Origin of the sequence: Wohlfahrtiimonas chitiniclastica, from assembly GCF_002252325.1 — a bacterium.
Classification (GTDB): domain Bacteria; phylum Pseudomonadota; class Gammaproteobacteria; order Cardiobacteriales; family Wohlfahrtiimonadaceae; genus Wohlfahrtiimonas; species Wohlfahrtiimonas chitiniclastica.
This window is the reverse complement of the sequence record NZ_NEFL01000002.1, coordinates 87,213-113,910: the sequence shown is the minus strand read 5'-3', so window position 1 is coordinate 113,910 and position 26,698 is coordinate 87,213. Positions and strand designations below refer to the sequence as shown.

At 42.4% G+C, this 26,698-nt stretch carries 30 protein-coding genes and 1 other RNA gene; 11 read left to right on the top strand and 20 right to left on the bottom strand.

Going from position 1 to position 26,698, the window contains the following annotated elements; all coding sequences use genetic code 11:
* Positions 1–18: 18 nt before the first annotated feature.
* From B9T10_RS05740 to B9T10_RS05710, 7 genes are read right to left on the bottom strand one after another with little or no spacing between them, the layout of a single operon-like run.
* Positions 19–747 carry a glycosyltransferase family 2 protein gene (locus tag B9T10_RS05740; RefSeq protein ID WP_094538065.1) on the bottom strand — a complete coding sequence of 243 codons (729 nt, stop codon included), beginning with the start codon at positions 745–747 and terminating at the stop codon, positions 19–21.
* 3 nt (positions 748–750) lie between these two features.
* Positions 751–1,848, bottom strand: a complete 1,098-nt coding sequence (locus tag B9T10_RS05735; protein ID WP_179220632.1) for a glycosyltransferase — start codon at positions 1,846–1,848, stop codon at positions 751–753.
* Positions 1,841–2,620 carry a glycosyltransferase gene (locus B9T10_RS05730; protein WP_094538063.1) on the bottom strand — a complete coding sequence of 260 codons (780 nt, stop codon included), beginning with the start codon at positions 2,618–2,620 and terminating at the stop codon, positions 1,841–1,843. The genes B9T10_RS05735 and B9T10_RS05730 overlap by 8 nt, the downstream gene beginning before the upstream one ends.
* Positions 2,620–3,603 (bottom strand): glycosyltransferase family 2 protein, encoded by a 984-nt coding sequence (locus B9T10_RS05725; protein WP_094538062.1) that lies wholly within the window; start codon positions 3,601–3,603, stop codon positions 2,620–2,622. The genes B9T10_RS05730 and B9T10_RS05725 overlap by 1 nt, the downstream gene beginning before the upstream one ends.
* A 2-nt stretch (positions 3,604–3,605) precedes the next feature.
* Positions 3,606–4,715, bottom strand: a complete 1,110-nt coding sequence (locus tag B9T10_RS05720; protein WP_094538061.1) for an EpsG family protein — start codon at positions 4,713–4,715, stop codon at positions 3,606–3,608.
* Between the two features lie 25 nt (positions 4,716–4,740).
* Complete coding sequence (locus tag B9T10_RS05715) at positions 4,741–5,985, bottom strand: flippase (protein ID WP_094538060.1); 1,245 nt, start codon at positions 5,983–5,985, stop codon at positions 4,741–4,743.
* Positions 5,985–7,259: an exopolysaccharide biosynthesis polyprenyl glycosylphosphotransferase gene (locus B9T10_RS05710; protein ID WP_246782166.1), complete on the bottom strand. Its 1,275-nt coding sequence runs from the start codon at positions 7,257–7,259 to the stop codon at positions 5,985–5,987. Before B9T10_RS05710 ends, B9T10_RS05715 begins: the two co-directional genes overlap by 1 nt.
* 102 nt (positions 7,260–7,361) lie before the next feature.
* Here B9T10_RS05710 and ung point away from each other — a divergent pair, with 102 nt between their 5' ends.
* Positions 7,362–8,045 carry a uracil-DNA glycosylase gene (gene ung / locus B9T10_RS05705; protein ID WP_094538059.1) on the top strand — a complete coding sequence of 228 codons (684 nt, stop codon included), beginning with the start codon at positions 7,362–7,364 and terminating at the stop codon, positions 8,043–8,045.
* Here the strand turns inward: ung and B9T10_RS05700 are convergent.
* From B9T10_RS05700 to B9T10_RS05650, 11 genes are all read right to left on the bottom strand, one after another.
* Entirely contained in the window at positions 8,037–8,468 is a 432-nt protein-coding gene (locus B9T10_RS05700; protein WP_094538058.1) for a GNAT family N-acetyltransferase, read from the bottom strand. The genes ung and B9T10_RS05700 overlap by 9 nt on opposite strands.
* The gene (locus tag B9T10_RS05695) at positions 8,449–9,339 is read right to left on the bottom strand and encodes an NUDIX hydrolase (protein WP_094538057.1); all 891 of its coding nucleotides are present in this window, start codon (positions 9,337–9,339) and stop codon (positions 8,449–8,451) included. Before B9T10_RS05695 ends, B9T10_RS05700 begins: the two co-directional genes overlap by 20 nt.
* Positions 9,340–9,347: 8 nt before the next feature.
* Positions 9,348–9,938, bottom strand: a complete 591-nt coding sequence (locus tag B9T10_RS05690; RefSeq protein ID WP_246782091.1) for an ABC-type transport auxiliary lipoprotein family protein — start codon at positions 9,936–9,938, stop codon at positions 9,348–9,350.
* A gap of 6 nt (positions 9,939–9,944) precedes the next feature.
* Entirely contained in the window at positions 9,945–10,886 is a 942-nt protein-coding gene (locus B9T10_RS05685; protein WP_008316243.1) for an MlaD family protein, read from the bottom strand.
* Positions 10,876–11,661 (bottom strand): ABC transporter ATP-binding protein, encoded by a 786-nt coding sequence (locus B9T10_RS05680; RefSeq protein ID WP_008316242.1) that lies wholly within the window; start codon positions 11,659–11,661, stop codon positions 10,876–10,878. Before B9T10_RS05680 ends, B9T10_RS05685 begins: the two co-directional genes overlap by 11 nt.
* On the bottom strand, positions 11,661–12,779 hold the full coding sequence (locus tag B9T10_RS05675) for an MlaE family ABC transporter permease (RefSeq protein ID WP_246534849.1): 1,119 nt from the start codon (positions 12,777–12,779) through the stop codon (positions 11,661–11,663). Before B9T10_RS05675 ends, B9T10_RS05680 begins: the two co-directional genes overlap by 1 nt.
* Positions 12,776–13,390, bottom strand: a complete 615-nt coding sequence (locus tag B9T10_RS05670; protein WP_063455500.1) for a PH domain-containing protein — start codon at positions 13,388–13,390, stop codon at positions 12,776–12,778. The genes B9T10_RS05675 and B9T10_RS05670 overlap by 4 nt, the downstream gene beginning before the upstream one ends.
* Before the next feature lie 16 nt (positions 13,391–13,406).
* On the bottom strand, positions 13,407–14,027 hold the full coding sequence (locus B9T10_RS05665; protein WP_246782165.1) for a thermonuclease family protein: 621 nt from the start codon (positions 14,025–14,027) through the stop codon (positions 13,407–13,409).
* Positions 14,011–14,508 (bottom strand): phosphatidylglycerophosphatase A family protein, encoded by a 498-nt coding sequence (locus B9T10_RS05660; RefSeq protein WP_008316238.1) that lies wholly within the window; start codon positions 14,506–14,508, stop codon positions 14,011–14,013. The genes B9T10_RS05665 and B9T10_RS05660 overlap by 17 nt, the downstream gene beginning before the upstream one ends.
* 14 nt (positions 14,509–14,522) lie before the next feature.
* The gene (orn, locus tag B9T10_RS05655) at positions 14,523–15,065 is read right to left on the bottom strand and encodes an oligoribonuclease (RefSeq protein ID WP_094538056.1); all 543 of its coding nucleotides are present in this window, start codon (positions 15,063–15,065) and stop codon (positions 14,523–14,525) included.
* An 80-nt stretch (positions 15,066–15,145) separates the two neighbouring features.
* Positions 15,146–15,748: an LOG family protein gene (locus tag B9T10_RS05650; protein WP_018122442.1), complete on the bottom strand. Its 603-nt coding sequence runs from the start codon at positions 15,746–15,748 to the stop codon at positions 15,146–15,148.
* 102 nt (positions 15,749–15,850) lie between these two features.
* Between B9T10_RS05650 and ubiD the strand changes: the two genes are divergently transcribed.
* The 10 genes from ubiD (at position 15,851) to B9T10_RS05600 (ending at position 25,897) form a co-directional block, all read left to right on the top strand.
* Complete coding sequence (gene ubiD / locus B9T10_RS05645) at positions 15,851–17,323, top strand: 4-hydroxy-3-polyprenylbenzoate decarboxylase (RefSeq protein ID WP_063504224.1); 1,473 nt, start codon at positions 15,851–15,853, stop codon at positions 17,321–17,323.
* Positions 17,313–17,894 (top strand): D-sedoheptulose-7-phosphate isomerase, encoded by a 582-nt coding sequence (locus B9T10_RS05640; RefSeq protein ID WP_008316230.1) that lies wholly within the window; start codon positions 17,313–17,315, stop codon positions 17,892–17,894. The genes ubiD and B9T10_RS05640 overlap by 11 nt, the downstream gene beginning before the upstream one ends.
* Before the next feature lie 16 nt (positions 17,895–17,910).
* Positions 17,911–18,387: a Slp family lipoprotein gene (locus B9T10_RS05635; RefSeq protein WP_008316228.1), complete on the top strand. Its 477-nt coding sequence runs from the start codon at positions 17,911–17,913 to the stop codon at positions 18,385–18,387.
* A 9-nt stretch (positions 18,388–18,396) separates the two neighbouring features.
* On the top strand, positions 18,397–19,488 hold the full coding sequence (locus B9T10_RS05630; protein ID WP_094538055.1) for a glycosyltransferase: 1,092 nt from the start codon (positions 18,397–18,399) through the stop codon (positions 19,486–19,488).
* A 90-nt stretch (positions 19,489–19,578) separates the two neighbouring features.
* Positions 19,579–20,856, top strand: a complete 1,278-nt coding sequence (gene hemA, locus B9T10_RS05625; protein WP_082818402.1) for a glutamyl-tRNA reductase — start codon at positions 19,579–19,581, stop codon at positions 20,854–20,856.
* Positions 20,857–20,882: 26 nt separating this feature from the next.
* Positions 20,883–21,437, top strand: coding sequence for a hypoxanthine-guanine phosphoribosyltransferase (locus tag B9T10_RS05620; RefSeq protein ID WP_094538054.1), 555 nt, complete (start codon positions 20,883–20,885; stop codon positions 21,435–21,437).
* Positions 21,438–21,459: 22 nt separating this feature from the next.
* Positions 21,460–22,716: a Tol-Pal system beta propeller repeat protein TolB gene (gene tolB, locus B9T10_RS05615; protein WP_008316223.1), complete on the top strand. Its 1,257-nt coding sequence runs from the start codon at positions 21,460–21,462 to the stop codon at positions 22,714–22,716.
* Positions 22,717–22,757: 41 nt separating this feature from the next.
* Positions 22,758–23,279, top strand: a complete 522-nt coding sequence (gene pal, locus B9T10_RS05610; RefSeq protein WP_008316222.1) for a peptidoglycan-associated lipoprotein Pal — start codon at positions 22,758–22,760, stop codon at positions 23,277–23,279.
* A gap of 104 nt (positions 23,280–23,383) precedes the next feature.
* Positions 23,384–25,135, top strand: coding sequence for a lipid A export permease/ATP-binding protein MsbA (gene msbA / locus B9T10_RS05605; protein WP_008316221.1), 1,752 nt, complete (start codon positions 23,384–23,386; stop codon positions 25,133–25,135).
* Positions 25,136–25,378: 243 nt separating this feature from the next.
* A complete protein-coding gene (locus tag B9T10_RS05600; protein ID WP_008316219.1) occupies positions 25,379–25,897 on the top strand; it encodes an OmpA family protein in 519 nt (172 codons plus the stop codon).
* Positions 25,898–25,952: 55 nt separating this feature from the next.
* Here the strand turns inward: B9T10_RS05600 and B9T10_RS05595 are convergent, their stop codons facing one another.
* Together B9T10_RS05595 and ssrS are read right to left on the bottom strand one after the other, a co-directional pair.
* Positions 25,953–26,501: a 5-formyltetrahydrofolate cyclo-ligase gene (locus tag B9T10_RS05595; protein WP_094538053.1), complete on the bottom strand. Its 549-nt coding sequence runs from the start codon at positions 26,499–26,501 to the stop codon at positions 25,953–25,955.
* An 8-nt stretch (positions 26,502–26,509) separates the two neighbouring features.
* Positions 26,510–26,696: non-coding RNA, 6S RNA (ssrS, locus tag B9T10_RS05590), on the bottom strand.
* Between the last annotated feature and the right edge of the window lie 2 nt (positions 26,697–26,698).

The window sequence follows — 26,698 nt, the reverse complement described above, 5'->3', positions numbered from 1 at the left end:
TAATGAATTTGTTAAATACTATACTCGCTTAAAAATAGCTCTTACCACTGAATGCAACAATAAATATGTAGAATATATCCCATTTAGCTTAAGTTCTTCATGATAAATCTTCCATGTCCAATATAAACTCTTAAATTTATTACCCGATAAGGAATTTTGTCCGACACGATAATATGCAAGATTCTCAGGAACACAAATTGCTTCTTTTCCTTTTTTGAGCACCTCTAGCCACATCAAATAATCCTCATGTCGCACAGGTTTTTGATAAATTTTACCCAAAGTCTGACAATTGTATGCACCTGTAAGATTACCAATGCAATTACCTTTTAATAATTCTGAATACTCAATTTTTTCAGGTGCTTTGACTAAATTTAAAGTTTCTTGGTCTGTAAATCGTGTATAAAAGGAGTAGAGCACATTATGCCCAGCTTCAAAAACTGCTGCATATTTTTCTAACTTATCTTGAGTCCATAAATCATCACTATCTAAAAAACATAAATATGGATATATTGCCTGTTTAATTCCTTTATTTCGAGTAATTGCCACCCCACTATTGTGATCGTTACACAATAGCTTGATGCGAGAATCTTTATTGATATATTCAAGAATTATCTGCTTCGTTTGATCTGTAGAACAATCATCAATGATCAATAATTCAAAGTGAACATATGTTTGTTTTAAGATGCTTTCAATAGCATCTTTTATATATTTTTCTGCGTTATATGCAGGCATGATAATACTAAACATCTATTAATCCCCTTTGATCAACTTGATCCATTGTTCCACGACATATGATGAATCAAATTTGGAGAAATCATACGCCTTAATTTCATTCTCTTTATAAAATTCAATAAACTTATGAAGTAAATCAACATATTTAACTTGCTGTTCTGTTAACTCTATACTGTACTTGTCTCTACTTTTCTCAGAATTCACTAAAAATCCATAACACGTATGAATATATTCATCATTTTGGTATATAATATCCTTCTGACTAGGTAATAATAATTCCGTAGGTCCAGATGGACATGCCGTATGAAACACAGGCTTACCATAATCAAAACTCTCTAATATTGATAATCCAAAACCTTCAATTGTAGAAAAACTAACCACTGCATCTATATTACTGTAAATATTTTCTACATTAGCTTCATAACCCATGAAATATATATTTGATGATGATTTATGCCGCTGTGCGTAAGCCTTTACATTATCACTCTCTTCGCCATCTCCATAAATATGCAATTCTATTGAAAGTTGGGTATTTGTAGTCAATAATCGATTAAATACCTTAATCAAGGTGTCTATATTTTTACTACTATGTAAACGAGCAATACTCCCTAATATAAATTTAGATTTATTTTTCTTCGTTAAGTGAATAGATTTTGATAGACTGTTAACATTTCTGATGTTATAGATTGTCGTTGTATCAGAAAAGTTCAAGAAATCTTTTGCCCGCTTTTCAGCTTGATATGAAACAAAAACAATTTTTTCATTTCGAATACAATACAACATGCATTTTAAAATCATTTTTTTTAACAAACTGCTATTTTGATAAAACCCCACTAAATCAGTATGAATAACATTAATTTTATAAATTTTGAATCCTAACAACCTCACAAATATTCCCATAGCTATCGCAGGAAAATGCATTAAAATAAAAGTATCATAATGCTTATGCAATTTAACTAAATAGAAATAATTTCGCAAAAAATTCTTAACTCCCTGCTTAAGATAAAATACACGCGAACGATTTTTATTTTTCCGAAAAGCTTTTACTAAGGCCTCTGTTGCGCTGGCAACACCACCATATCCCTTTGAATCAGAAACCAGTAATATTCTATTCATAAGAATGAACCTTAACCATCGCATTCCATACGGATGTTCTATTAGAAAACCTCTTATAATTCTTAATTAAGAATAAATAATATAAACATTGTCCTAAAATTGGACCAAAAACTCTTTTAAAACATAAAAGCCTAGATTTAAATGCATCTAGATCATTAAAAATGATTCCGCTTGATAAATTCTCATGCTCCCCAATATATTTTGGTATATAAATTCCACGACCATGAGCTTTTAAAATTTTAGATAAAAATACCGGCTCATCACATAAAAATAATTTTCTACCTGCCCCCATATCTTCTGGGAAGGTGATATGATTATGTTGAATAAATTTTCTCTTACATGAAATTTCTATTGTGCCTACACTTAAAATGGAACGATAATTGAGTCGCCTAATGTTAGATGGAAAAATTCGCTCACCTGAATTATTATATGCAAATGTAATCAACTCTTCTGAATATTGTTCATGTGCACCTACCACCATTTCATATAATGAATCCGCATATTGTACATCATCATCACAAAACAGAATGATATCTGCCTCAGAATATGTCATGGCAATATTTCGACTAATAGTCACACCTTTGGTATGGCTTTTAACATAAGTGATATCAGAACGTAATGATAGTTTGAGCAAACTATCAATATCATATTCATCATTTTTTTCTAACTGATGAACAACAATAATTCTCATATTATGATGTGCTTTTGGAATATTCATTGCCAAAGAGTAAATTCCTTGGCGATATACTGATACCAATAAATCTAATGTCATTACTTCATTCCAATAATTTTATAGATCATGCGATATAACGATGGAGATATTTGAAATAATAAAAAGCCTAAAGACTGCTTACTACATAAACCATATATTTTGTTTATCTTTAACCAGTTTAATTTATATTTGCCTATGTGTTTACGTAGTTGCTTAGACAAGACATGATATTCTTTCACACTAGTAACTCTAATCATTCGGCCTAATTCAGCAAACCAAGCATTATTGATATAAAATTTTTCAACATCATTACGGTATTGTGTGAGTGAATGTACTCGTAAAAAATTATCCATATCACGATATATTATCTCAAGACTATGCAATGTTCTTTCCATATTATATGTTCTCATAATAGAGCCTTCTCTCTGAACATATGAATATAAAGGCTCAAGTATGCATACTATATTTCTTCCATACAAAATTTGATACATAATTGCGGAATCTTCATAAATAATTCCTTCTTTAAAATTTAGCTGATCAAATATGGAACGATGATATAACTTATTCCAAACCATTGGCTCTATACTACCTTGAGCTAATAGAATATCATGTTTCTTCTGATAAGTACTTAAATCAGAATGCGTTACTTTAATAACCTTGCCCGTTTCAGTAACCCACTGAGTACCAAAAATAACAATATCTCCTTTACTTTTCTCTATATGTGCAATACATTTCTGAAAAGTTTGATGATCTATATAATCATCTGAATCTAAAAAAGCAATATAGTCACCAACCGCATAACTTAAACCATAATTACGCGCACTCGATAACCCTCCATTTTCTTTCTCGATAAAAATAAAACGAGGATCATCTCCAACCATTTTTCTTGCAATCATAATAGATTGATCAAGACTACCATCATCAATAATCAATGCCTCAAAATTAGTATAAGTTTGATTTATTAGACTTTGAATACACTTATCAATATATGCTTCCACATTGTATACGGGAATAATGACTGAAATAATAGGATGAACAGACATAATTAAACAGAGACCTTGAGAAAAATTGTACGATATGGTAATAACTTTGAATCACCATAATCAGAAGGTTGAGCATAAATCATTTTCTCAAAACTTAAAAGTAGTACTAAGATAAAAAGACATGCCGTTAATCTCATTAATGATTTGACCTGAGACTTCCTAAAAAGCTCATAAGCTGCAAAAATAGGCGCCGCAGAAAATATATACATAAATCTATCAAAAATCGCTATATATCCTGCCAAAATAGTCGCTATGCCATAACTAAATATCATTAATATGATCAGCCAATTTTGGGTATGCTTCTCTAATAAATACTTAGCATTAGCCAACACATAAATACTGAATAAAACCTTGGCCGTTACACCCAGCCCCATCCCCCAATTAACCTTGATGAAAACAGTCTTACTATCAATTAAATGTTGGTATTTCGGAAAAAAGTATACTGATATTTCACTTAAAACTATGATGACTTGATCAACAAAAAAATATAACAAAACTATGATTATAATACCTAATCTCGGTAAAATATAACTTTTCCATTGATCAGATAAAGGAATTAAAGTGATCAAAAATAATCCTAATAAAAGAAACTCGCTGCTATGAAATAAGCCTGCGCAAAACATTAAAGTACCCGACGTTATAATTTTTTTATTATAATATTGATGACAGGCGATCAGTGTCAGACTAATTGCTAATACTTGTCTGATAATATTAAAACTTGGTAATAATAAAATTGATAATGTAATCATATTAAAAAGATAAGCATCCTCTTTCGGATATGATAGAAAAATCAATACGCTGAATAAAAATGCATATACCGCAATCCCCCATTGAGGATTATCCGTAAATATACGGATGAATTTTGTTAAATAAGCAAATCCCAATTCTATATGGGAAAAGTTATTAATATTGTTAAATATATTGATATATCCATAATAATCTGTACCGATTTCAAATCGTATGGCTGATGGAATCGTTACAATTAAAAATGCTGCCAGTAACAATATCAGCTTAAGCTTCACTTGCTCTGGCTGCACTATCTTTTCACGCACGTACAATAAACCAGTACTGCCTAGCAACATTAAGTTATATATTAAATATGTTTGTATCATGCCTTGGTTACACTCACTTCAATTTCTATTTTCTAATCAAATTAGTTTTTATATATACACATACCGCTAATACACAAAATGTTAAAAACTCCGTCAATAAAATGGACCCACTTGCACCAATTGCACCAAAATAATGACTGAATACTATTGTATACATCACGTGTAAAATACCTAACACCAATGGCACTAAATAATAAATTCGTTGATGCCCAAGTGGTAATAAGAGATTATGCGCAAATACAATAGAAAATGGGATCAAAAATAACATTGGCGCCATGATTTCTAATGTAATTTGTGACGCTTTAAATTGCTCACCTAATAACCATGGTGCAATAATCGGTACAGTAAAATAGAATATAATTGTACTCACCAACATCACTGGAAACATATAAATTAATAGCTTTTTGACAAAGCGGTAACCTGATTCAGGATTCTTTGCAAATAAATGATTCACTCGTGGATAAATCACTTGCCCTAATACAGAAAATACACCAATCGCTGCCATTTGCACTTGGAAACTTGCTGAATAAATTCCCACTTCATCATAATTGCTGACCAATCCTAAAATAATGGGTGTACTTGTATTATATAAGCTAATCGCTGCCGCCCCGATAAATAGTGGCAAAGATTGCTTCAATGCATGCTTAATTTTGAGCTGCGAGTATTTAATGACAAAAATCATCTGCTCTTTTTTCACCAGCATCATATTAATCAATGCCGTCACTAACAATAGCCCTGATTGAATTAAGGCCGCAATCTCAACATCGTTTGGCGAGCGCACAAATAAAATTAACAAAGGGATATTTAATAATCTTACAGCTGAACCAATGAGCGATATTTTTTCTAATTTTTCAATACCTTGAAAGAACCAAAGCGGATCAAGTGCCACTGACAATAATTGTAAGAATAAAATAAAGACTAACCAACGAATGATATAAAAACTCTCTATATTCAATGTGACCAATGTCAAAAGCACACAAGCTATGACAAACAATCCTATTTTAGCCATCATCGTTTCCCAAAATGACCGGCTGATTAACAAGGGTTGATGACGATGCCTTGCAATATATTTTGTTGCACTTAAGTTAAATCCAAAATTAATGAATAAAATGCCATATTGCGTGAGACTCAGCGCGACATTAAACGCCCCATATTGTTCCGCACCCAGTGTTCGCGTTAAATAAGGCAGTGTAATTAAGGGTACTAAATACTTAATTGCTTGCATCGCAAGTAAGGCAAATGCATTGCGCTTTAAAGAAGGTTCACTCACTACCTTGCCCCAAATCCTGTCAGCATTGTTTTAATGGTTTTAAACACAATGAGCACATCGAGCCAAAAAGAGAAATGCTTAATATAATAGAGATCATATTCTAACTTAATGCTCGTTTCATCGCTGTTTGCCGCATAGCCTTGCGTCACCTGAGCCCACCCCGAAATCCCCGGGCGCACCACATGACGATATGAATAAAAAGGAATCTCTTGCTTAAATTGCTCCACAAAAACGCGCTGCTCCGGCCGTGGGCCAATGAGACTCATGTCGCCCTTGAGGATATTAATAAACTGTGGAATCTCATCAATGCGTGTTTTACGGATGAATTTTCCGATACGCGTCACACGTGCATCCCCTTGCGTGGCAAACTGCGCCCCTTGTTTTTCAGAGTCTTTGCACATGCTGCGAAGCTTATACACTGTAAAATCCTGATCCCCAAGCCCCACGCGCTCTTGAGTAAAAAACATTGGACCTTGGCTCTCAAGTTTCACCAAGAGACCAAAAATCAGCATCAATGGCAGCCAAATGGGTAACAACAGGAGCACAAATATAATCTCTGCACAGCGTTTGACCATGCCATACGTGGATCGCGTATAGAGCGCGCCAAAAATATTTTCAGATAAATGCGTGATTTTAACGCGCCCCGTCAATTGCTCCACCATCTGCCGACTGTGGTACACAGGAATGTTTGCCAGCGCACAATTGGCCAAAAAGGTTTGCCACTCGTGTGGCATATCGCTTCGTAAATCTGCCACAACTGCATCAAAGCGCGTATTGCCAAGCGTGGGTTCAGTTAAAATTCGGGTATCGATGGATTTGAACTGCTCAAGCTCTTGATAATTACCATATGGCACAACCGCAATTTTCAACTGATGATAACGCCGTCCAAGGGTAACCGCTAAAGCCACACCAATATTTGCCAATATAAATGACAACACAATGGCAGGACGAGAATAATCCAACCGCAAAAATAAAATGCCCACAACCACCAACGACCAATTGACGAGTACCAATGGCAATAAATACGTTAAAGATCGTGCGCCAGGAAAGGCTTGAATGCGCTTATACATCACAAATGTCAGCACAAATGCAAGGAAATTTGCAGCTGTTGTGTGATATTGCACTTGATCATCAAACAAGCGCGTTTGATAAAGTACAGGCCAAATCACCAATGTGGGCAACAATACAATCAACGCCACACCCACCACAAAATGGAACCCGCCATTAAAGAGTATGCGCTCATACCAACGTGAGTGTCTGCGTTCGTGTGCCAAATTTAGTCCCCTGATTCATCGTTTTTTCAGATTCAATGAGGTATTATAATCCACATTGATGGGAATATCCCTATTTACCTCTATATTTATTCAACCCAAATTATGACGAATTTCGATCTCCCCCACTCTTGGCAACCTTTCCTACAATCAGAAGGCAAAAAGCCCTATTGCCAAAACATTTATGCATATTTAAATGCTGAATTAAATGCCGGAAAAACCATCTATCCAACAGAGGCTGAGCGCTACAGTGCCTATCAACTGACGCCGCCTGATCAAGTGAAAGTCGTGATTTTAGGACAAGATCCGTATCATGGGCCGAGTCAAGCCAATGGCCTTGCTTTTTCTGTGCATCATGGGATTAAAGTGCCGCCTTCGCTTCGCAATATCTATCAAGAGCTCAGTACAGACATTGAAGGATTCACGCCGCCCGTTCATGGCTCACTCGTCAATTGGGCAAAGCAAGGGGTGTTTTTATTGAATACTTCTCTATCCGTTGAAGCTGCAAAAGCCGCTTCCCATGCACACATTGGCTGGCAGCAATTAACGGACGAAACCATTCGTATGATCAATCAAAACTGTGAGCATGTCGTGTTTATCTTATGGGGCAGCCATGCGCAAAAGAAACGCGCCCTCATTGATGAGTCAAAGCACTGTGTGATTGCCTCTGTGCATCCTTCACCTTTGTCGGCATATCGTGGATTTTTTGGCTCGCGCCCATTCTCAAAAGCCAATGCCTACCTCATCGAACATGGGAAAACACCGATTGATTGGGCAGACTTAAGCTAGTTTTTTCATCATATGAATGTGCGGCTCGCCATCTTCTAAATAAATCTCACCTTCCGCCACAAAGCCCAATTTTTCATAAAAGACAATGGCATGCACTTGTGACGAGAGTACAAGTGATGTGATGGGCAATTGTTTTGCCTGCGTCATGAGCGCCTGCATCAGCATTAACCCAATGCCCTGCCCACGATGAGATTTTAACACCGCAACGCGCCCTATTTTACCAATATCCCCCAAAGGAATGAGGCGCGCTGTGGCAATGGCTTGATCATCCTGATACACAATCACATGATGAGCAATGTCATCATAATCATCGATGTCAATCTCTGCGGCGTAGCCTTGCTCTTGTGTAAATACAGCATCCCGAATGGCAAAAGCATCCGCAATCGTTGGGTCTGTGCGACCCTTAATGATGATGTGGCGCATAATTTCCCGAGAGTGATAAATGTTCAGCTAAATAACGAGCTTCCGCCTCAGAGACATCTAGCCAACCGCGGCGCAATAAGAAATGAAGCATCACCCAAGCTGTGTTCGGCTTAAATTGATCAGGCTTTTTCAAAATTGCCCATAATTCCGGCAAGGGCAAACGCATAAAGCGCGCCACTTCACCATCTTGATTGTGGGGCATAAAATCAATGGGCAACTCAATGTCAAAGGCATGAAGCATGTCATTGCGAATGCCAAAGCCATCTTCAGCGGGCGTTAGATATTGCAAGCTGCCACAGGGTTGCGCCGTACGCGCCACCACTTCAGGAATGCCTGCTTCTTCGCTGGCTTCTTTACAAACATTCTCAAGCAACGTGAGATCCGCAGGCAAGCCACCTGCCACCAATTGATCCAACTTTAAAGGGGCAATCGGGCGCGTTGCTGAGCGCTCTGCAATCCAAATGTGCGGCTCACCTTCGATGAAAGTAAAACCATTTAAATGCACACCGTGCGCTTGCAACCCAAGCACTGGCAACACACCGCGCTCGATTTGAAAGAGTGGCCAAGTGCGCGCGGCATCTAAATACACAGTAAAGTGTTCATCTCGCCAATTAGGCACCACATGATGCGCTTTTAAAGCGTGGCTGACGATCTCAAGCAATGCAGAACGCTTTGCAATGTCGAGCGCTAAAAACTCATCCGCAAAGCGCATGGATTGCCCATCCACATCTTGAAAAATATGTGGATATGCCGCCAATAACGGTACAATGCGCGCATGCATACAGCCCACAGCATGATGTTGCCACTTTAACGGCACAAACTCTGAAAAATCTGGCGCGGGCAACGCCTCAATGATGTGTTGATACTGCATGATGGCCTTTATGATTGTGTCGTAATGTCGCGGATGATCTCTGGCAATAAACGCGCTAAAGCTCTGTTATAAGCCGCAACGCCGCCCTCTGCATTTAAGCTTTCGACAGGCTCTTTAATGCTGTATTTTTTCGAGAACACCAATTTTTGTTGGCTGTTATTGAGTAAACGCACCATCAAACTCAACTCTACATAACTGTGGCCATTGTCAAAATATTGCTGCATTTTTTGAATGGTGGTGTCCACTTTATACGCACCCGTCAATGACGTCGGTGACACCACCACATCACGATAGGCATTCGATGCCATCAAACCATTGGCAATTGCCACTTGAATTTGCTGAACAGGTGGCTCGACCCATGCGCTTTTCGTATAGACTTCCACTGTATTGGCATCACGCGAATAGGTCATGTCCACATTGTTGCCCATGCCAAAACTTTTCACATCGCCCACCACAATGCCATAAGGCTTTTGATGCGCTGTTTCAACAATGTTCGCACCCTCAGTGGCTAAGGTGTATTGCGTTTTATACGGCGCAGAAGAACACCCTACCATCACAAGCATTGCCGCCATTAAACCTGTTAATTTCATCTTCATCATCACTCCTTATTCACCTGGGCCTGGTTTTGGTTTGCCTTTACCCATGATCAATGAGTTCGGCTGATTGTTCAGTTGTGTGATCAACAATGACATTTGATACAACACATTGTTGAGCTCTGTAAATGTTGAATTTAAATTTGGCACTTGCGAGCGCACAGATTGCCCAAAGTTGCGCCATTCCACCGCTGTTGCACCCCATGCTTTTAAGGTGCTGTCTGCATTGTCAAGCGTTGAGGTTAAGCCATCGGAGGCTGTTTTTACATTTTCTGCAATGGCACTGAAAGAGTCAATGGCTGACAATGCTCTGTCAATCTTCGGCTCTAAACCACGGAAGAATTTAGTGGCATCATCCGCCATCTCTTTGAGATCCTCTGAGCTTTCTGCAAAGTTACTGGTGACCACATCAAGGTTACGCAAAATATTGTTCACATGCTCAGCATTTTGCGTCGTCAGCACCATGTCTAATTTTTCAGAAACGCCGCTCAATGCGCGTGTGGCATCATTAAATGCCGTGTCTAAACGCTGCGATAACGAAGGGCCATTTTTGATCTCTGGCACAGGATCACTTTCAGTGGGCACCACATTCGGCGCACTCTCTGTACCACCACGCAAGCTCACGCCCACCAATCCTGTGATGCCGCGGCTGGTTAATACGGCTTCTGTATCCGATTTAATCGGTGTTCCTGCCGCAATGTCAAGGGAGATGATCACATAACGGGGATCTAAATCATTGAGCTCGATTTTACGCACCACGCCCACATCCACGCCTTTATAATCCACCACAGAATTGACAGACAAGCCTGCGACAGACTCATTGGTCACCACTTTATAAGGCAGATATTTGACCTTATCGGTGCCCACGGTGAGCCACACCACAAGTGCTAACAGCGCAATGCTAAAGCCCACCACAAATACGCCAACGGCGGCAAAACTGAATTTATTTTCCATAAGCTTCCTCTGTTGCTCGGCCCCTTGGCCCTTGAAAATATTTTTGAATCAATGGATGTGGGTCTTTCACCAACTCTGGCATCGGTTGATAGGCCAAAATTTTCTTTTCACCCAAAAATGCCACTTTATCCGTCACAGCCCACAATGAGTCAAGGTCGTGTGTCACCATCATGATGGTCAATGAGAGCGAGTCTTTGAGCTGATTCATCAAATCATCAAACTCCCCTGCCCCCACAGGATCAAGCCCTGCGGTTGGTTCATCTAAAAAGAGTAACTGTGGATCAAGCGCTAACGCTCGCGCAAGGGATGCACGCTTAATCATCCCGCCTGACAATTCACGGGGATAGAGATTGGCCGCATGGGCAGGCAAGCCAGAGAGCACAATTTTAAGCTCCGCCAGCTCCTTCATCTCCGCTGTTGAGAGCTTTAAATGTTCTTTCATCGGTACCATCACATTTTCTAACACCGTTAAAGAGCTGAACAATGCCCCACTTTGAAAGAGCATGCCAAAGCGCTTACGCAATTGCATTTGCTGTTGATTGCTGATGCCCCAAATGGGTTCACCAAACATATACACTTGCCCTGAATAGGGTTTTAGCAGCATGATGATCGAGCGCAGCAACGTGGTTTTCCCTGAGCCTGAACCGCCCACCAATGCCACCAACTCACCCTTTTGCACCGTCATATTGAGATCTTCATGCACTGAATGGGTGCCAAAGCGGTTATAAAGGTGCTCAATCTCGATGGCAATGTTATTGTCTACTGTTTCTGTCATTAGATCGGCACATTCCTTGTAATAATAGAGAAAATCGCATCGCAAATGATCACTAAAAAGATCGATTGCACCACAGAAATGGTGGTTTGTTGCCCAACGCTATCTGCACCACCACTGACACGAAAGCCTTGATAGCAACCCGTCAATGAAATGATGATGGCAAAGATTGGCGTTTTCGCTAAGCCCACCAATAACGTATCCACCGTCATCACTTGCGGAATGCGCTCGACGAAGGTGCTAAAAGAGACATCTAAATACGTATTCGCGAGCACCATGCCGCCAAACACACTGCACACGTCTGCAAATACGGTTAAAAATGGGAGCGCGATGATGAGGGCTAACATCTTTGGCACCACCAATTGATCGAGTGGATTAATGCCGATGGTGCTCAGTGCATCCACCTCTTCATTGACCACCATGGTGCCAATTTGCGCCGCGATCGCAGAACCTGTCCGCCCGGCTACAATGATGGCCGTCATCAATGGTGCCAATTCTCTGAGCATCGAAATCGAAATCAGTTCAACCACAAAAATGTTCGCACCATATTGCTTTAACAACGCGCCGCCTTGATAAGCAATCACGATGCCAATCAAAAAGTTCAATAAACCGATGATAAAGAGTGCTTGTACGCCGCCAGTTTGCACATTTGACCACATGGTTTTCCAACGGATCGACCAAGGATGGGCGAGATTTTTAAACGTCACCATCGCCACTTGGCCAATGAAGTCAAAAAAACGATAGGTTTGATCTTTCGCCAAATAGGTGCGCTTCCCCACCGCCACAAAGAAAGGATCTTTTTTCGGATCATCTAATGCATCGGGCTCAAAGGCATTCATCTTATCGGAGATGAAATTCACCAAGTTCGCAAATTCACCATGAAACGCGGTTAAATTTGCTTGACCATTTTTGGCTTTTAACGCTTTGACAATCGTGCCCATCCAATAAGCACCGCTTGTGTCTAACGAGGTTAAAGCGCTGCCATTGATCTCAATTGCATTGGATAAATCAAGCTTCGTCCAATCAATCGCCGCAATCGATTTTTCAATGATGGGCGTATTGCCAATCGTCCATTCGCCTTCAAGCATCAACTGATTATTGTTTTGCGTCAGCATCATCATTTTTCATTCTCAACAACGCATGTGGTCAAAGCTTCAGGCATTTTGATGGCGGGCAAACGTGCCGTTAAACCACCAGAAGCCTGAATGATCAATGTACCTACATCCATGAATCGGCTCAGGAGGCCTTTTTTAATGTGAAAGGCATCCACATGTAAACGCGGAAATTCAACGCGCTGTGGGCGAAAAAGCCCAGTCACCACTAAAATGCGTTGATCTGTCACCATCACTTTAGTGGTTAAAAACGTTAACGTGGCACGCACTAAGCGATACAACGCATAAAGGAGCACCAACTGGCTGAGCCACTTGCGTGGATGCAAGCGGATGCCATTTAAAAACTCATACATCGAGTGTGGTAGATGCGCTTGCACCACCTCTGATCCCATCGCAAGATAGCTTTGCACCGTATAACCGAGCCCTGTGCCACTTTGTGGCGCTGGCCACATCAACAATGAATAGAGAGAAAACGATCCATGGAGCGCAGCATTCAATGCTAAATAAATGCCTGCCAACAGCCATAAACCTGGCACGACAAAAATCCACCAATGTGTGTATTGTGACAAAAGGAGGGATTCGTTGTGGGCTAATTCTTCTTCTCGATGATTTAAAAACATATCTATACCAAATGATTTACGGATGCAGCCGCCGCCATTGTTCGGGTTGTTGTTGCGCGCCAGCTGTTTGCCAAATGCCTAATCGGGACATTTTAGCGCGTTTTTGTGCATTTATGTAGTCTTGATCATGATTATAGCGGGCATAAACCACCGCAGCGCCTGCTTCCACCATCTCAAGCCCTACATCTTGTGCTTGAATAAACAGTTTAGCCAATAATCGGCCATATTGATCTTTTGCCATCACCTGAAGTTCAATCGATCGATGTGCACCGATGATGTTTGTCAGGGTGTGCGTGGCCATATCACCCCATGGCTTTTGTCCTGTTTCTGGGGCATCAATCCCCCAGATGCGCACAGAGCGGCGCGATGTTTCACGTGGATCATGGGCTTTCGGGCATTGCATAACGACTGTATCCCCATCAATGATGCGTTCTAATTGGCAAGTGATAACAATGGGATAAACATCATACGCTTCATCATCATATCTCTGCCCTTTCGGCACATAAAAACTGGAGATGATGAGCAGCGCAATGCAGCAAATCGGCACCAATAAATGCTGATAAAAGCGCGGATTGCTGCGCGCTTTACCGATTCGCCATCGAACATAACGCCCGATGCGTTTAGCTAAGCACTGCATAACCCCAAAGGATCAAGTGAATGCTGATCAATGCCATGATGCCCGCTAATACATCGTCCACCATGATGCCAATGCCACCTTTCATCTTTTGATCCACCCATTGAATGGGCCAAGGTTTGATCACATCAAAAATGCGAAAGAGTACAAAGCCCAAAATCGCCGTATAAATGTTCACAGGCACTAAAAACATCGTAATGAAAAAGCCCACAAACTCATCGATCACAATGCCGCCATGATCATGTACATTGAGCTCACGGCTTGCTTGATCACTGACAATGCAGCCTAACACAAAGACAAAGGCTGTGATCACGGCATACCATAAATCAGGTAAATATGTCATCGCAAACCAAAATGGCACCGCTGCCAATGTCCCAAAAGTGCCGGGCGCCACCGGTGCACAGCCTGAACCAAAACCGGACGCTAAAAATTGCGCGGGCGTTTTAATCGTCATCTTGACAGAGTGATCATGTTTGCTGTGCATCGTGCGCTCCTAGATTAATGTTGTTGTAAATAATGGGTGCGGTAAAACTTCAATTCGCCAATCGATTCACGGATGTCATCTAAGGCTTTGTGTGTATTTTGTTTTTCATACATCGCGCCATCCGGATACCAGCGCTTGATCATCTCTTTAAATGAGCTCACGTCCACATTGCGATAATGCAGATATTGATCAATGTGGGGCATGTAGCGCTTTAAGAATCGGCGATCAGTGCCAATGCTGTTGCCACACAAAGGCGATGAACCTTTTGCGATCCATAAACGTAAGAATTCATACGTCATCTCTTCGGCTTCAGCAAGGCTGATGTTGCTTTCACGCACGCGCTCAATCAAGCCAGATTCACCATGCGTTTTTTGATTCCAGTCATCCATCAAATCTAACACATCATCCGACTGATGAATGGCGATCACAGGACCTTCGGCCACAACATTTAAGTCGCTGTCCGTTACGATGGAGGCAATTTCTATGATGTGATCTAGGTTCTCTTCTAAACCGGTCATCTCTAAATCTACCCAAAACAAATAACGATCTGACTGCATGTTCTACCTTTTCAATAATTGATTCAATAAAGCTGCCATTTTATCACGGCTGCTTTGTGCTGTGTGCCCTTGCGTGATGGTTATTTTTTATCAAGCACCGCCAAAACATCCTCAACAGAATCCACCATGTGCAGCCAATCAAATGTATCTGTGCTGATGAGTTTTTTATCCAGCAATGTGGTTTTAAACCACTCAAACACAGGCGCCCAAAAGCCACTGTCATACAAAATCACCGGTGAGCGCTGCAATTTACCGGTTTGCACAAGCGTCATCACTTCAAAAAGCTCATCGAGTGTGCCAAAACCGCCCGGCATACAAATGTACGCACATGAATAATTGAAAAAACTCATTTTACGTGGATAAAACTGAGAAAATCGCAATGAACGGGTTTGATAAGGATTCGGATGCTGCTCACGAGGCAAGATAATGTTTAAACCCACAGATTCTGCACCACCTTCCACTGCGCCTTGATTTGCCGCAGCCATGATGCCCGGGCCACCGCCAGAGATAATGGCGTAACCTTGTTGTGCGATCGCTTTGGCAACATTCACCGTTGCCACATAATAAGGATCATCCTCAGGAATGCGTGCAGAGCCAAAAATGGTAACCGCGCGCCCTAAATCATTGAGTACACGTTTTGCTTCTTTCAATTCCGAATCGATTTGATGCACATCCCACAACATGTTTGCCCTCTTCTTTTGATTTTGTCTGTTCACGGGCGGGGAATTATAACAGACCATTTTCATTAATGTTATAATCGATTTTTTTGGATGAGATCAGTGGGCATGCAATTTCAAGATTTACGAGAATTCATCGATTATTTAGAAAAAAACAACAAACTACAGCGTGTTACCCATGAAATGGACACGAATTTAGAGATGACAGAATTCTCTGATCATGTGTTGCGCCAAGGTGGTCCTGCCCTGTTATTTGAAAATCCAAAAGATCATACCATTCCTGTGCTGACCAATTTATTTGGCACACCTGAGCGCGTTGCCCTCGCCATTGGCGAAACGGATCCTGCCCGCTTAAGAGACATCGGCAAATTGCTCGCCTTTTTAAAAGAGCCCACACCGCCCGAAAGCCTACGCAGCATGATCAAGCAGTTCCCGATCTTTAAAAAAGTACTCGCCATGAAATCAAAAACCTTATCATCGCCGCCTTGCCGCGATGTGGTGATTGAAAAAGAGGATGTGGATTTAAGCACGTTACCCATTCAAAAATGTTGGCCAAAAGATGCAGCGCCCTTGATCACTTGGGGATTGACCATCACCAAAGGCCCCCATAAAAAACGTCAAAACATCGGGATTTATCGTCAGCAGGTGATTGGCAAAAATCGCATCATCATGCGTTGGCTCGCGCACCGTGGTGGCGCATTGGATTTTCGTGAATTTCAACTGAAAAATCCAGGTAAACCGTTTCCGGTTGCCGTGGCTTTAGGTGCCGATCCTGCCACCATCATTGCTGCCGTCACGCCCATTCCAGACACCTTATCTGAATACGCATTTGCAGGTTTGTTGCGTGGTAAAAAAACCTATGTGGCACCCTCGCTCATCTCCGATGAACTGACCGTGCCCGCTTATGCTGAAATCGTGTTAGAGGGTTACATTTATCCTGATGATATGGCGCCAGAAGGTCCTTACGGTGATCATACCGGTTACTATAATGAGGTGGATCATTTCCCTGTGATGACGGTCGAGCGCATCACGCATCGCCAAAATCCCATTTATCACTCCACATACACAGGGCGCCCACCGGATGAGCCAGCTATGCTTGGCGTTGCGTTAAATGAAGTGTTTGTGCCCATCATCCAAAAACAATTTCCTGAAATTGTGGACTTTTATCTACCACCCGAAGGCTGCTCGTATCGCATGGCGGTGGTGAGCATTAAAAAACAGTATCCGGGGCATGCCAAACGCGTGATGCTCGGTGTATGGTCATTCTTGCGTCAATTCATGTACACTAAATTTGTCATCATTGTGGATGAGGACATCAATTGCCGCGATTGGAATGATGTGATGTGGGCGATCACCACACGCATGGACCCGATTCGCGATACGGTCATGGTGGACAATACACCCATCGATTATTTAGATTTTGCTTCCCCCATTTCTGGGCTTGGCTCTAAAATGGGTTTAGATGCCACCAATAAATGGCCGGGCGAAACGGATCGTGAATGGGGTGAACCCATTGAAATGACGCCAGAAGTGGTGGATAAAGTGAGTACAATTTTAAAAGAGTACGGATATGAAAGATAACATCATTGCACAAATTGAAGCATCGATTGCCACAAAAGCTGCCATTTTAGAAGATGCCAATCTCATTGCCACCCTAGAAAATGTGGCCGAAACATTGATCGACGTCTATCGCGAGCAAGGCAAAATCCTCATTGTGGGCAATGGCGGCTCAGCGGCGGATGCTCAGCACATGGCCGCAGAATTGGTCGGTCGCTTTGAGTTAGAGCGCGAAGGTTTACCGGCCATTGCGCTCACCACAGACACCTCCATTTTAACAGCGGTTGGCAACGATTATGGTTACCATTATACCTTTGCTCGCCAAGTTGAAGCCCTCGGGCAACCGAATGATGCATTGATCGCCATTTCCACCTCTGGCAACTCTGAAAGCATTGTCAATGCCGTAAAAGCTGCCCGCAAAAAAGGCATTTACACCATTGGTTTAACCGGCAGTCGAGCGTGTATGATGGATGAATTGTGTGATGTGATGATCAAAATTCCTTCAACGCACACGCCACGCATTCAAGAATCCCATTTACTGGTGGAACACATGCTCTGCCAATTGATCGAAACGGCGCTCTTTGCCCCATCATGATAAGAACGAGAGAACCATGAAAAAAATCTTCCAAATTTTACCTTTAACATTCGTATTAGCGGCGTGTTCATCCACTTTTGGCTCTGCGGCAAAAGATGCTTTAACGTATGAAGCGGCCGTTTCACAGCCGGCAAAAGCCATTTTAGGCAAAAAAATGATTGTGGGCGGCCCTGTGATTGCGTATCAATATTCGCCCTCACAAACACAAATTGAGATCGCAAGCGCACCACTCAATGAAGAGTCCGCCCCCGCTAAGATTGCCAACAATAAGGATCGAGCGATTGTCATCGTCAATGGTTACATTCCGCCAGAGGAACTCGATAATGTGCGCTTTTCTGCCATTGGCCGCATCACCGATGTTGCACAGATCGAACGCTATGGCAAAAGCACTGTCATCATGATCACCGCCGATGATTATCGCATTTGGCGCACTTCTCAGCCAATGTTTAGCCCAAGCAGCAAACCACGTTATGGGTATAAATACGATCTCTAATCCTTTCTCATGAAGATTCTGCAAATTCTACCCGCCCTCAATCAAGGGGGCGTTGAATATTATGTGCTCGAAAACTGTGCCCACATTGCCACGTATGCTGAAAGTTACGTGATTTCAAACGGTGGGCGCTTGGTTTCACGCCTAGAAAAAGCCGGTTCAACGCACTTTACCTTGCCCATTGAAAAAAAGAATCTGCGCTCAGTGCTGCAAATTGGCAAACTTGCCAAGCTCATTGATGAGATTGCGCCGGACATCATTCACATTCATTCACGTTTGCAAGCATGGCTGGTGCATTTTGCATTAAAGCGCGTCAAGATTCGCCCGCGCATTGTCACCACTGTGCATGGTTTTAATTCCATCAGCCGCTACAGTGAGCAGATGCTCAAGGCTGACCGCGTGATTGTGGTGTCTAAAGCGCTAGAAGATTACCTAATCAACGCTTATCCACACGCGGATGTGAATCGCTTTGCCATCATCACCCAAGGCATTGACCCGAATATCTTTCATCGAAATGTTAAAGTGCCAGATGCTATGACAATGCATCTTCAAAGCCTTGGCATCACTGAACAGGATCAAATTTTGTTACTCGCGGGGCGCATCACTCGCATTAAAGGCATTCCCCTTTTGATTGAGCTCATGGCAAAGCTTAAGGATAAAGGCATTTCGCATGTTAAAGCCTTAATTGTGGGCGGTTATGATGCACGCAATCGCCCATTTTATGAAGAGATGAAGGCACTCATTGCCGCAAAAGGGCTCACAGACGCCATCCTTTGGTATGGCACTTGTGATGAGATGGCTGCGATTTATACACGGGCCAACATCACTTTATCCCTCACCACAAAGCCTGAATCGTATGGGCGAACGGTGCTCGAAGCCCTTGCTTGCGGCACGCCCGTGATTGGTTTTAATTATGGCGGCGTTGGGGAAAATTTATCACGCTTTTATGAAAATGGACGCATTTCACCCAATCATTTGCCTGAACTTTATGACAAAGTCCTAGAGATTCTGAGCACACCGAAAGATCAAGCCCAGATTGCACCGATCACCGATACCATTGCATTGAGTCAGGCAAAATTACGCGACTTATATCAATCCCTCTAACGATCGTTTTCTTTTAGATGTAGAATGGCGTAAAATTTGCTAAGATATGCAACTTTTACGAATTCACTCTTTCTATTATTCAAACCACCAATGACAGTAATAGCTATCGGCATCAATCACAAGGCTGCTCCCGTTGAAATTCGCGAGCAAGCTTCCGTATTGCCTGAAAAAGTGCCACAATTTTTACACACACTCAAAAACAATGGGTGGGCGACCGGCGCTGTCATTCTTTCCACATGTAACCGCACAGAATTTTATATTGATGATTTAACTGTGCCCGTACAGGACTTTTTTGCCCTCTGGACAGAGCATGCAAAAATCTCCATGGAAACCATCGAACAGTATCACTATTACTATGAAAATAACGACGCTGTGGCGCATTTGTTGCGCGTCACCGCAGGGTTAGACTCTCTCATTTTAGGCGAGCCACAAATCATGGGGCAACTTCGCAATGCTTTTGAGTACTCAAAGCAAGCCGATGCCTTATGCAAAACCCTCAATCGGCTCTTTCAGCTCGCTTTTCAGACGGCTAAAAAAATCCGTACAGAAACCAACATCGGTGCATATACGATTTCTGTTGCGTACACCGCTGTGCAGATGGCAAAGCAAATCTTTGATCTCTCTGAACAGCGCGCGCTCTTAGTTGGCGCAGGTGAAACCATTGAATTAGTGGCGGAGCATTTGATTGAAGCGAACATTCAATCGTTAGCCATTGCCAACCGCACAGAAAGCCGCGCAAAAGAGATGAGCGCACGTTTAGCGATTCCCTCCACCGTGCATGCTTTAGAAGCCATTCCCGAATTATTAGAAAAGGCAGACATTGTCATCGCCTCAACAGGCGCGCCCTTTTCCCTCATTTCTAAAGAGATGGCAGCTCGTGCTTTAAAAGCCCGTCGCAATAAACCCATTTTGATGGTGGACATTGCTGTGCCCCGCGACATTGATGCAAACGTCAATGAGCTTGATGACATTTACTTATATTCCGTTGATGATCTCAATAAGATCGTTGAAAAGAACTATCAATCACGCGAAGCTGCGGCAAAAGAAGCTGAAACCTACATTCAACGCAGTGTGTCTGAATGGGACGATTGGCTGCAACTGGCAGACTTATCGGTTCATTTACAAGCCATCTTCCACTATGTGGATGAGCAAAAAGGCGTCACGTTGCGTAAAGCAAAGCAACTGACTCACCGTGAACAGACTCAGTCGATGGACGATGTGATTGACCAAGTGGTCACACAAATGAGCAATCGCGTCCTGCATCCTCTGATCAACCTGCTCAAAACCCTTGAGCAAGAAGGCGACAGCGAAACCGTCAATAAAATTTTGGCGCACTACACCGCTGCCCCGAAACACAAAATTCGTTAGTTTAATCATCTAAATAGGTAAAATTCATGTCAAATCCCGACAATAAGGCGCAACAAATCCTTGCGAACTCCGAAGAAATCATCTCAGCTCAAGCGGTTAATGATGCGCTTGATCAAATGGCTGCGGTGATCGAAAAAGATCTCCATGATGCAGATCCTGTGGTGTTAGTGGTGATGAATGGTGCGCTGATTCCGGGCGGTTTATTGTTATCTCGTTTAAATTTCCCATTTAGAATTGGTTATTTACATGCCACCCGTTATCGCGGTGAAACCACTGGCGGTGAATTACAATGGGTGGCACCGCCAAGTATTCCTGTGGCAGGTCGCCCTGTATTGCTCGTTGATGACATCTTTGATGAAGGCAATACATTAGAAGCGATCACACACGCTTTAACAGATATGGGCGCAACAAAAGTCTACACCGCAACTTTATTTAATAAAGTGCACACTCGTAAACCTAAAAATTTTAAAGTAGACTATATTGGATTAGATGTGCCGGATCGCTACGTTTTTGGTTGCGGTATGGATTGCCACGAATACTGGCGCAATCTCAGCAGCATCTGGGCTCTTAACGAATCATAAAATCATCTCAAGGGGTGTAACAATGAAAAAACATGTCGTCAAACTCTCATTTTGGTTGTTCTTCTCGCTGTTATCTTTGATCACCTTAAGTCATGCCCAATTAAAAATCCAGGTGACGAAATCAGCGAGTAACGCCATTCCGATTGTGCTTTACTCAAATGATCAACTCGGTAACTTTGTTGAGCAAGTGGCAGGCGGTGACTTAGCGCGCTCTGGGCGCTTCATTGCATTGCCTTCTAAAAACTCACCGGAACCCACAGCGGGCCCTGCGGCCATCAATAGCGAAGCTTGGATGCAGCGCGGCGTGCAATATGCAGTGTTTTTAACGGTGCGTGGCAATCAGATTTCTGTGGATTTAGTGAATACATTCTCTAAGCAATCGATGCTGCAACGTGTCTATACAGTGGGTGCAAACAATGAACGCCAATGGCGCAAAACCGCACACCAAGTGGCCGATGCCATTTATGAGAAGATCTTAGGTGTCAAAGGTTCCTTTGATACGAAAGTTGCGTATGTTGCGAAAAATGGTCGTCAATATCAATTGATTGTTTCAGATGCAGATGGCGCATATCCAAGCACCATTTTTAACTCTAACGAACCCATTTTATCGCCTTCATGGTCACCCGATGGTCGCTCAATTGCTTACTCTTCATTAGAAGGTAAGAAAAGTAAAATCGTGGTGCAAGATGTTTACTCAGGCAAGCGTCACGTTGTGTTAGATTTGCCGGGCATCAATGGTGCACCTTCATGGTCGCCAGATGGTTCTCGTCTTGTGTTCACTTTATCTAAAGACGGTAACCCTGAAATTTACACCTCTGACATTTATGGTAAAGGTTTGACACGTTTAACCAACAATGCAAGCATTGATACAGAACCAGTTTGGGGTAAAGACAACATGATTTACTTTACTTCCGACAGAACAGGCGCACCACAAATTTATCGCATGACGCCAAATGGTGGCACACCGACACGTGTTTCCACTTCAGGTAACTACAATGCGAGCCCTTCCATTTCCAATGATGGTCGCTATTTAGCAGTGATGAATCGTGGCAGTGGCGGCAATGGCTTTGGGATTGCCATCATCGACTTACAAACCGGCGCAACCAAACGTTTAACCAACGGCGGCAAAGATGAAGCACCAAGCTTCTCTAGCAATGGTCACATGATCATTTATGCCAATGGTGTCGGCGGTTTGAACGCTGTGTCTAACGATGGCAGTGTCACGCAAAAATTCTCAAGCAATGCTTCAGATGTTCGAGAGCCAGCTTGGTCTAATTAATCACGAAAATGTACCGATCAATTATTTAATTGGGAGAAACCATGAAAAAAAGTAGTCTCAAGCTTTTGGGCATCGTTTGCCTTTCTACCTTCATTGCTGCTTGTTCTTCCACATCAGGCAGTGGTGAGAATGGATATGGCGATGGTGGTTATGGCAGCGTCAATGGCGGCGCTGGCACAGGCTACAATGGCGAACAGGCAAGCACCTACTATGATTCTATGTATGGTAAGCGCGGCACTGAAGATCGCATCATCTACTTTGACTTTGACTCCGACCGTTTACGCCAAGAGTCTTACAATGTCGTGAGTGCGCATGCAGCAGAGCTTCGTAAAAATCCATCACGCGGCATCATTTTAGAAGGCCACACCGATGATCGCGGATCCCGCGAATACAACATCGGCTTAGGTGAGCGCCGTGCAAAAGCGGTGTCCACTTTGATGACGTCAGAAGGCGTTAGCCCTAATCAAATCCGCATCGTCAGCTATGGCAAAGAGCGCCCTGCTGTGGGTGGTTCAGGTGAAGGTTCTTGGGCACAAAACCGCCGCGTAGAGATCATCTACTAAGCCTTTTTGCACAATTTCAAGCAAAATCAAAGCGCACCGGAAGATTCTTTCAGTGCGCTTTTGCTATCTGTGGCATAATTATTTTATTTTGATGCCCCAGAATTATGCAAACCTCGAGTCTTCAACTATATAAACGCTTATTGACCTACACCAGTCAGCGCAAAGGCATTTTGATCTTCGCATTGGTGGCCATCGCTTTATCCGGCATGCTCGAAGCGGGACTTTTTGCCCTTTTAAAGCCCATTTTAGATCAAGGTTTTTTTGATAAAGACCCGGAATTCATCAAAATGATGCCGTTCATTTTGATCGGCGTTTTCCTCATTAAAAGCGCCTTTGGCTTCTTTGGGAATGTCGGCATGCAATTCATTGCCCAAAAAGTGATTAAAACGCTGCGCCAACAGATGTTTGATCGCCTGATCACCTTACCGATTGCCGAATACAATAAAACAAGCTCAGGCGCCCTACTCTCTAAACTCACGTTTGACGTCAATCAGCTTTTGACCATCAGCTCATTTGCTTTAGTGACGCTCATTAAAGACAGCGCCGCCATCATTGGCTTACTTTTTGTGATGTTTTATAACAGCTGGCAGATCAGTTTAGTGATGTTTGTGGTTGCGCCCTTCATTGCCATTACGCTTCGCATTGTCTCTAAACGCTTGCGTAAACTCTCTCACCGCGCGCAATCTGAAATGGGGGAACTCAATCACATCACCGAAGAGACCATTCGCGGCAATAAAGAGATCAAACTGTTTAACGCTTATGATTTTACGCGCGAACGCTTTGAGAAAACCAATGAGCAATTGCAACGCGTGAATGTGAAAATCATGGTGGCTTCTGAAATCGCAAGCCCACTTGTGCAGCTCCTGATTGTCTTTTGTATTGCATTCATCATCAGTTATGCGGCGCATCAAGTGAGCCCTGATGGTTTAACGCCCGGTGCATTTTTAACCACCCTTGGCGCAATGGTGGGTTTACTCAACCCGATTAAACGTTTAACGCGCTTAAATGAATCGTTACAACGCGGTTTAGCGGGTGCAGAAAGCGTCTTTAGCCTCATTGATGCACCGATTGAAAAGGACGTAGCGACTCATCACAATCCTGAGCATTTGCCGTTACACATCTCTGGCGACATTCGCTTTGATCATGTGGGCTTTCGTTATGGGGATGATTTGGCGCACATTTTTAAAGATCTTTCCATCAATATTCGCCCAAAAGAGACGGTTGCCCTTGTCGGTGCTTCTGGCAGCGGGAAAAGTACCTTTGCCAATCTCCTTGCCGGCTTTTATACACCAACGGAAGGTAAAGTCTTGGTGGATGGTTATAATGTGGCTGAGCTCTCTTTACGCGATTATCGTCAACACATCAGTTATGTGAGCCAGCATGTGGTGCTCTTTGCCGATACATTAGCGAACAACATTGCCTTAGGTGATCCTAATCCTGATTGGCAGCGCATCGAAGCAGCGGCTAAAAATGCCAATGCTTGGGGATTCATCAGCGCAATGCCAGAAGGTTTACACACACATGTGGGTGAAAATGGCGCCAAACTCTCTGGCGGGCAGCGTCAGCGCATTGCCATTGCGCGCGCCTTATATAAGAAAGCGCCGATTTTGATCCTCGATGAAGCCACAAGTAGCTTAGATACAAAGAGCGAATTTGACATTCAAGAGAGCATTAAAGTGCTCAGCGAAGATACAACCACCATCATCATTGCGCATCGTTTAAGCACCATCGAACAAGCCGATCGGATTGTTGTTTTTGAACAAGGTAAAATTGTCGAAATGGGCACACACCAAGAATTGTTGGAAAAAAACAACATTTATGCCTCTCTTTATCGTTTAGGAGAAGAATCGGCGTAAAACCAATAATTCACTGAAAATCATACAAATTTTATAAAATCATGCCATTCTACTGAAAAGTGATTCTAAAAATTTGTATGATTCAGGATAATATATTTTCATTTTTGACACAAAAGTGTATTTTTTTTGTCAAAAATGCGGTATCATTCTGACATCAGTTGTGTTATTCTTGCGCTGAATATATTTACACTTATAACTAGTGTTGATTTTTTATTTAGTTTAAGTCCTTATTGGAGGTTAAATATGAAAAAGCAATTAACTACATTAGTAATTGCTGGGCTTGTTGCTTCTACATCAGCAATGGCTCAACTAGAAGGTTTGGTTGACAGACAAGGTGATTTCGTAAGAGATCGTCAAGGCGAATGCGTATTAGTATTAGATGGTACTCCTGGCTGTGGTGCTAGAAGTGTTTCTTTAAGCGCGGATACTTTCTTTGATTTTGACAAAGCTGTATTAAAACCAGCGGGTAAAGCAGAATTGAACAAATTAGCAGCTCAAATCAAACAAGATGGCGCTAAAGTTAGATCAATCTCTTTAGCAGGTTACACAGACGGTATCGGTAGCCAACAATACAACTTAGGTTTGTCTGAGCGTCGTGCTAAAGCTGTTGAAGCTTACTTAGTAGAAAATGGTGTTTCTCCAAGCATCATCACTACAAAAGGTTACGGTAAAGAAAACCCAATCGCTACAAACGAAACAGCTGAAGGCCGTGCGAAAAACCGCCGCGTTGACGTTGTGATCAATGGCGTTGTTGGTAAATAATTGAGTTTTTCAGTTATTTAAAACACCTAGCTTGCTAGGTGTTTTTTTATGCCTATCATTTAGTGGAAAAATTTAGGATTCCACTTGGAGAGATGAAATAATCCATCGGCACATCATGCGCTTGGCGCTCAATGGTTTCACTCACCCTTTGGCAATCAAACCCCACCCCTATCTTAATGATGGCAGCAGGCAGATTCGCTAAATAACGATCATAATACCCTTTGCCCATGCCAATGCGCGTCCCCCATCGATCAATCGCCACCAATGGAATGATGAAGGCTTCAGGCAATGTTGCCATCTCTTTTGAAGTGGGCTCAGGAATACCAAATGCCCCCCTTTCCCACAATTCATCTGCTTGATCTTCCACAAATATCAATTGATTATCCGCATTAATTTTAGGTAAGGCAATCGCTTTATCAGTCGCCCTTAACACATTCACCGAAATTTCCCCACGCACAGCACAATAGATGCCAAGGGATGAAAATCGCTGACAAAATGATGATAAATGTTGATTAAATGCCACTTGCTGCTGATGCCGAGTGTTGGCATCTAAGTGGTTGCGCTCTTTGATGATTCGCGCACGAATCTTAGCTTGCTGATTCATAGATTGGAGTGGATCCCAAAGTACCGTTAAGTATGTCATACCCTTGAACCGAACGGTTCAAATGGATATAAGTTTAAATGCCTTAGGCTTCTGATTCAAGATCAGCCTGCTCACCGGCATCTAGTAATATATCTTCGATATATACTTAGGATCAAGGGGACTTAGACATATTGAACACGAATGCTCCAGAAATCCAC

Bases quoted from the DNA above. Each gene is read 5' to 3' on its own strand.
- B9T10_RS05740 (WP_094538065.1), bottom strand. From the start codon at position 747: ATGTTTAGTATTATCATGCCTGCATATAACGCAGAAAAATATATAAAA.
- B9T10_RS05735 (WP_179220632.1), bottom strand. From the start codon at position 1,848: ATGAATAGAATATTACTGGTTTCTGATTCAAAGGGATATGGTGGTGTT.
- B9T10_RS05730 (WP_094538063.1), bottom strand. From the start codon at position 2,620: ATGACATTAGATTTATTGGTATCAGTATATCGCCAAGGAATTTACTCT.
- B9T10_RS05725 (WP_094538062.1), bottom strand. From the start codon at position 3,603: ATGTCTGTTCATCCTATTATTTCAGTCATTATTCCCGTATACAATGTG.
- B9T10_RS05720 (WP_094538061.1), bottom strand. From the start codon at position 4,715: ATGATACAAACATATTTAATATATAACTTAATGTTGCTAGGCAGTACT.
- ung (WP_094538059.1), top strand. From the start codon at position 7,362: ATGACGAATTTCGATCTCCCCCACTCTTGGCAACCTTTCCTACAATCA.
- B9T10_RS05700 (WP_094538058.1), bottom strand. From the start codon at position 8,468: ATGCGCCACATCATCATTAAGGGTCGCACAGACCCAACGATTGCGGAT.
- B9T10_RS05695 (WP_094538057.1), bottom strand. From the start codon at position 9,339: ATGCAGTATCAACACATCATTGAGGCGTTGCCCGCGCCAGATTTTTCA.
- B9T10_RS05690 (WP_246782091.1), bottom strand. From the start codon at position 9,938: ATGATGAAGATGAAATTAACAGGTTTAATGGCGGCAATGCTTGTGATG.
- B9T10_RS05685 (WP_008316243.1), bottom strand. From the start codon at position 10,886: ATGGAAAATAAATTCAGTTTTGCCGCCGTTGGCGTATTTGTGGTGGGC.
- B9T10_RS05680 (WP_008316242.1), bottom strand. From the start codon at position 11,661: ATGACAGAAACAGTAGACAATAACATTGCCATCGAGATTGAGCACCTT.
- B9T10_RS05675 (WP_246534849.1), bottom strand. From the start codon at position 12,779: ATGATGATGCTGACGCAAAACAATAATCAGTTGATGCTTGAAGGCGAA.
- B9T10_RS05670 (WP_063455500.1), bottom strand. From the start codon at position 13,390: ATGTTTTTAAATCATCGAGAAGAAGAATTAGCCCACAACGAATCCCTC.
- B9T10_RS05665 (WP_246782165.1), bottom strand. From the start codon at position 14,027: ATGCAGTGCTTAGCTAAACGCATCGGGCGTTATGTTCGATGGCGAATC.
- B9T10_RS05660 (WP_008316238.1), bottom strand. From the start codon at position 14,508: ATGCACAGCAAACATGATCACTCTGTCAAGATGACGATTAAAACGCCC.
- orn (WP_094538056.1), bottom strand. From the start codon at position 15,065: ATGCAGTCAGATCGTTATTTGTTTTGGGTAGATTTAGAGATGACCGGT.
- B9T10_RS05650 (WP_018122442.1), bottom strand. From the start codon at position 15,748: ATGTTGTGGGATGTGCATCAAATCGATTCGGAATTGAAAGAAGCAAAA.
- ubiD (WP_063504224.1), top strand. From the start codon at position 15,851: ATGCAATTTCAAGATTTACGAGAATTCATCGATTATTTAGAAAAAAAC.
- B9T10_RS05640 (WP_008316230.1), top strand. From the start codon at position 17,313: ATGAAAGATAACATCATTGCACAAATTGAAGCATCGATTGCCACAAAA.
- B9T10_RS05635 (WP_008316228.1), top strand. From the start codon at position 17,911: ATGAAAAAAATCTTCCAAATTTTACCTTTAACATTCGTATTAGCGGCG.
- B9T10_RS05630 (WP_094538055.1), top strand. From the start codon at position 18,397: ATGAAGATTCTGCAAATTCTACCCGCCCTCAATCAAGGGGGCGTTGAA.
- hemA (WP_082818402.1), top strand. From the start codon at position 19,579: ATGACAGTAATAGCTATCGGCATCAATCACAAGGCTGCTCCCGTTGAA.
- B9T10_RS05620 (WP_094538054.1), top strand. From the start codon at position 20,883: ATGTCAAATCCCGACAATAAGGCGCAACAAATCCTTGCGAACTCCGAA.
- tolB (WP_008316223.1), top strand. From the start codon at position 21,460: ATGAAAAAACATGTCGTCAAACTCTCATTTTGGTTGTTCTTCTCGCTG.
- pal (WP_008316222.1), top strand. From the start codon at position 22,758: ATGAAAAAAAGTAGTCTCAAGCTTTTGGGCATCGTTTGCCTTTCTACC.
- msbA (WP_008316221.1), top strand. From the start codon at position 23,384: ATGCAAACCTCGAGTCTTCAACTATATAAACGCTTATTGACCTACACC.
- B9T10_RS05600 (WP_008316219.1), top strand. From the start codon at position 25,379: ATGAAAAAGCAATTAACTACATTAGTAATTGCTGGGCTTGTTGCTTCT.
- B9T10_RS05595 (WP_094538053.1), bottom strand. From the start codon at position 26,501: ATGAATCAGCAAGCTAAGATTCGTGCGCGAATCATCAAAGAGCGCAAC.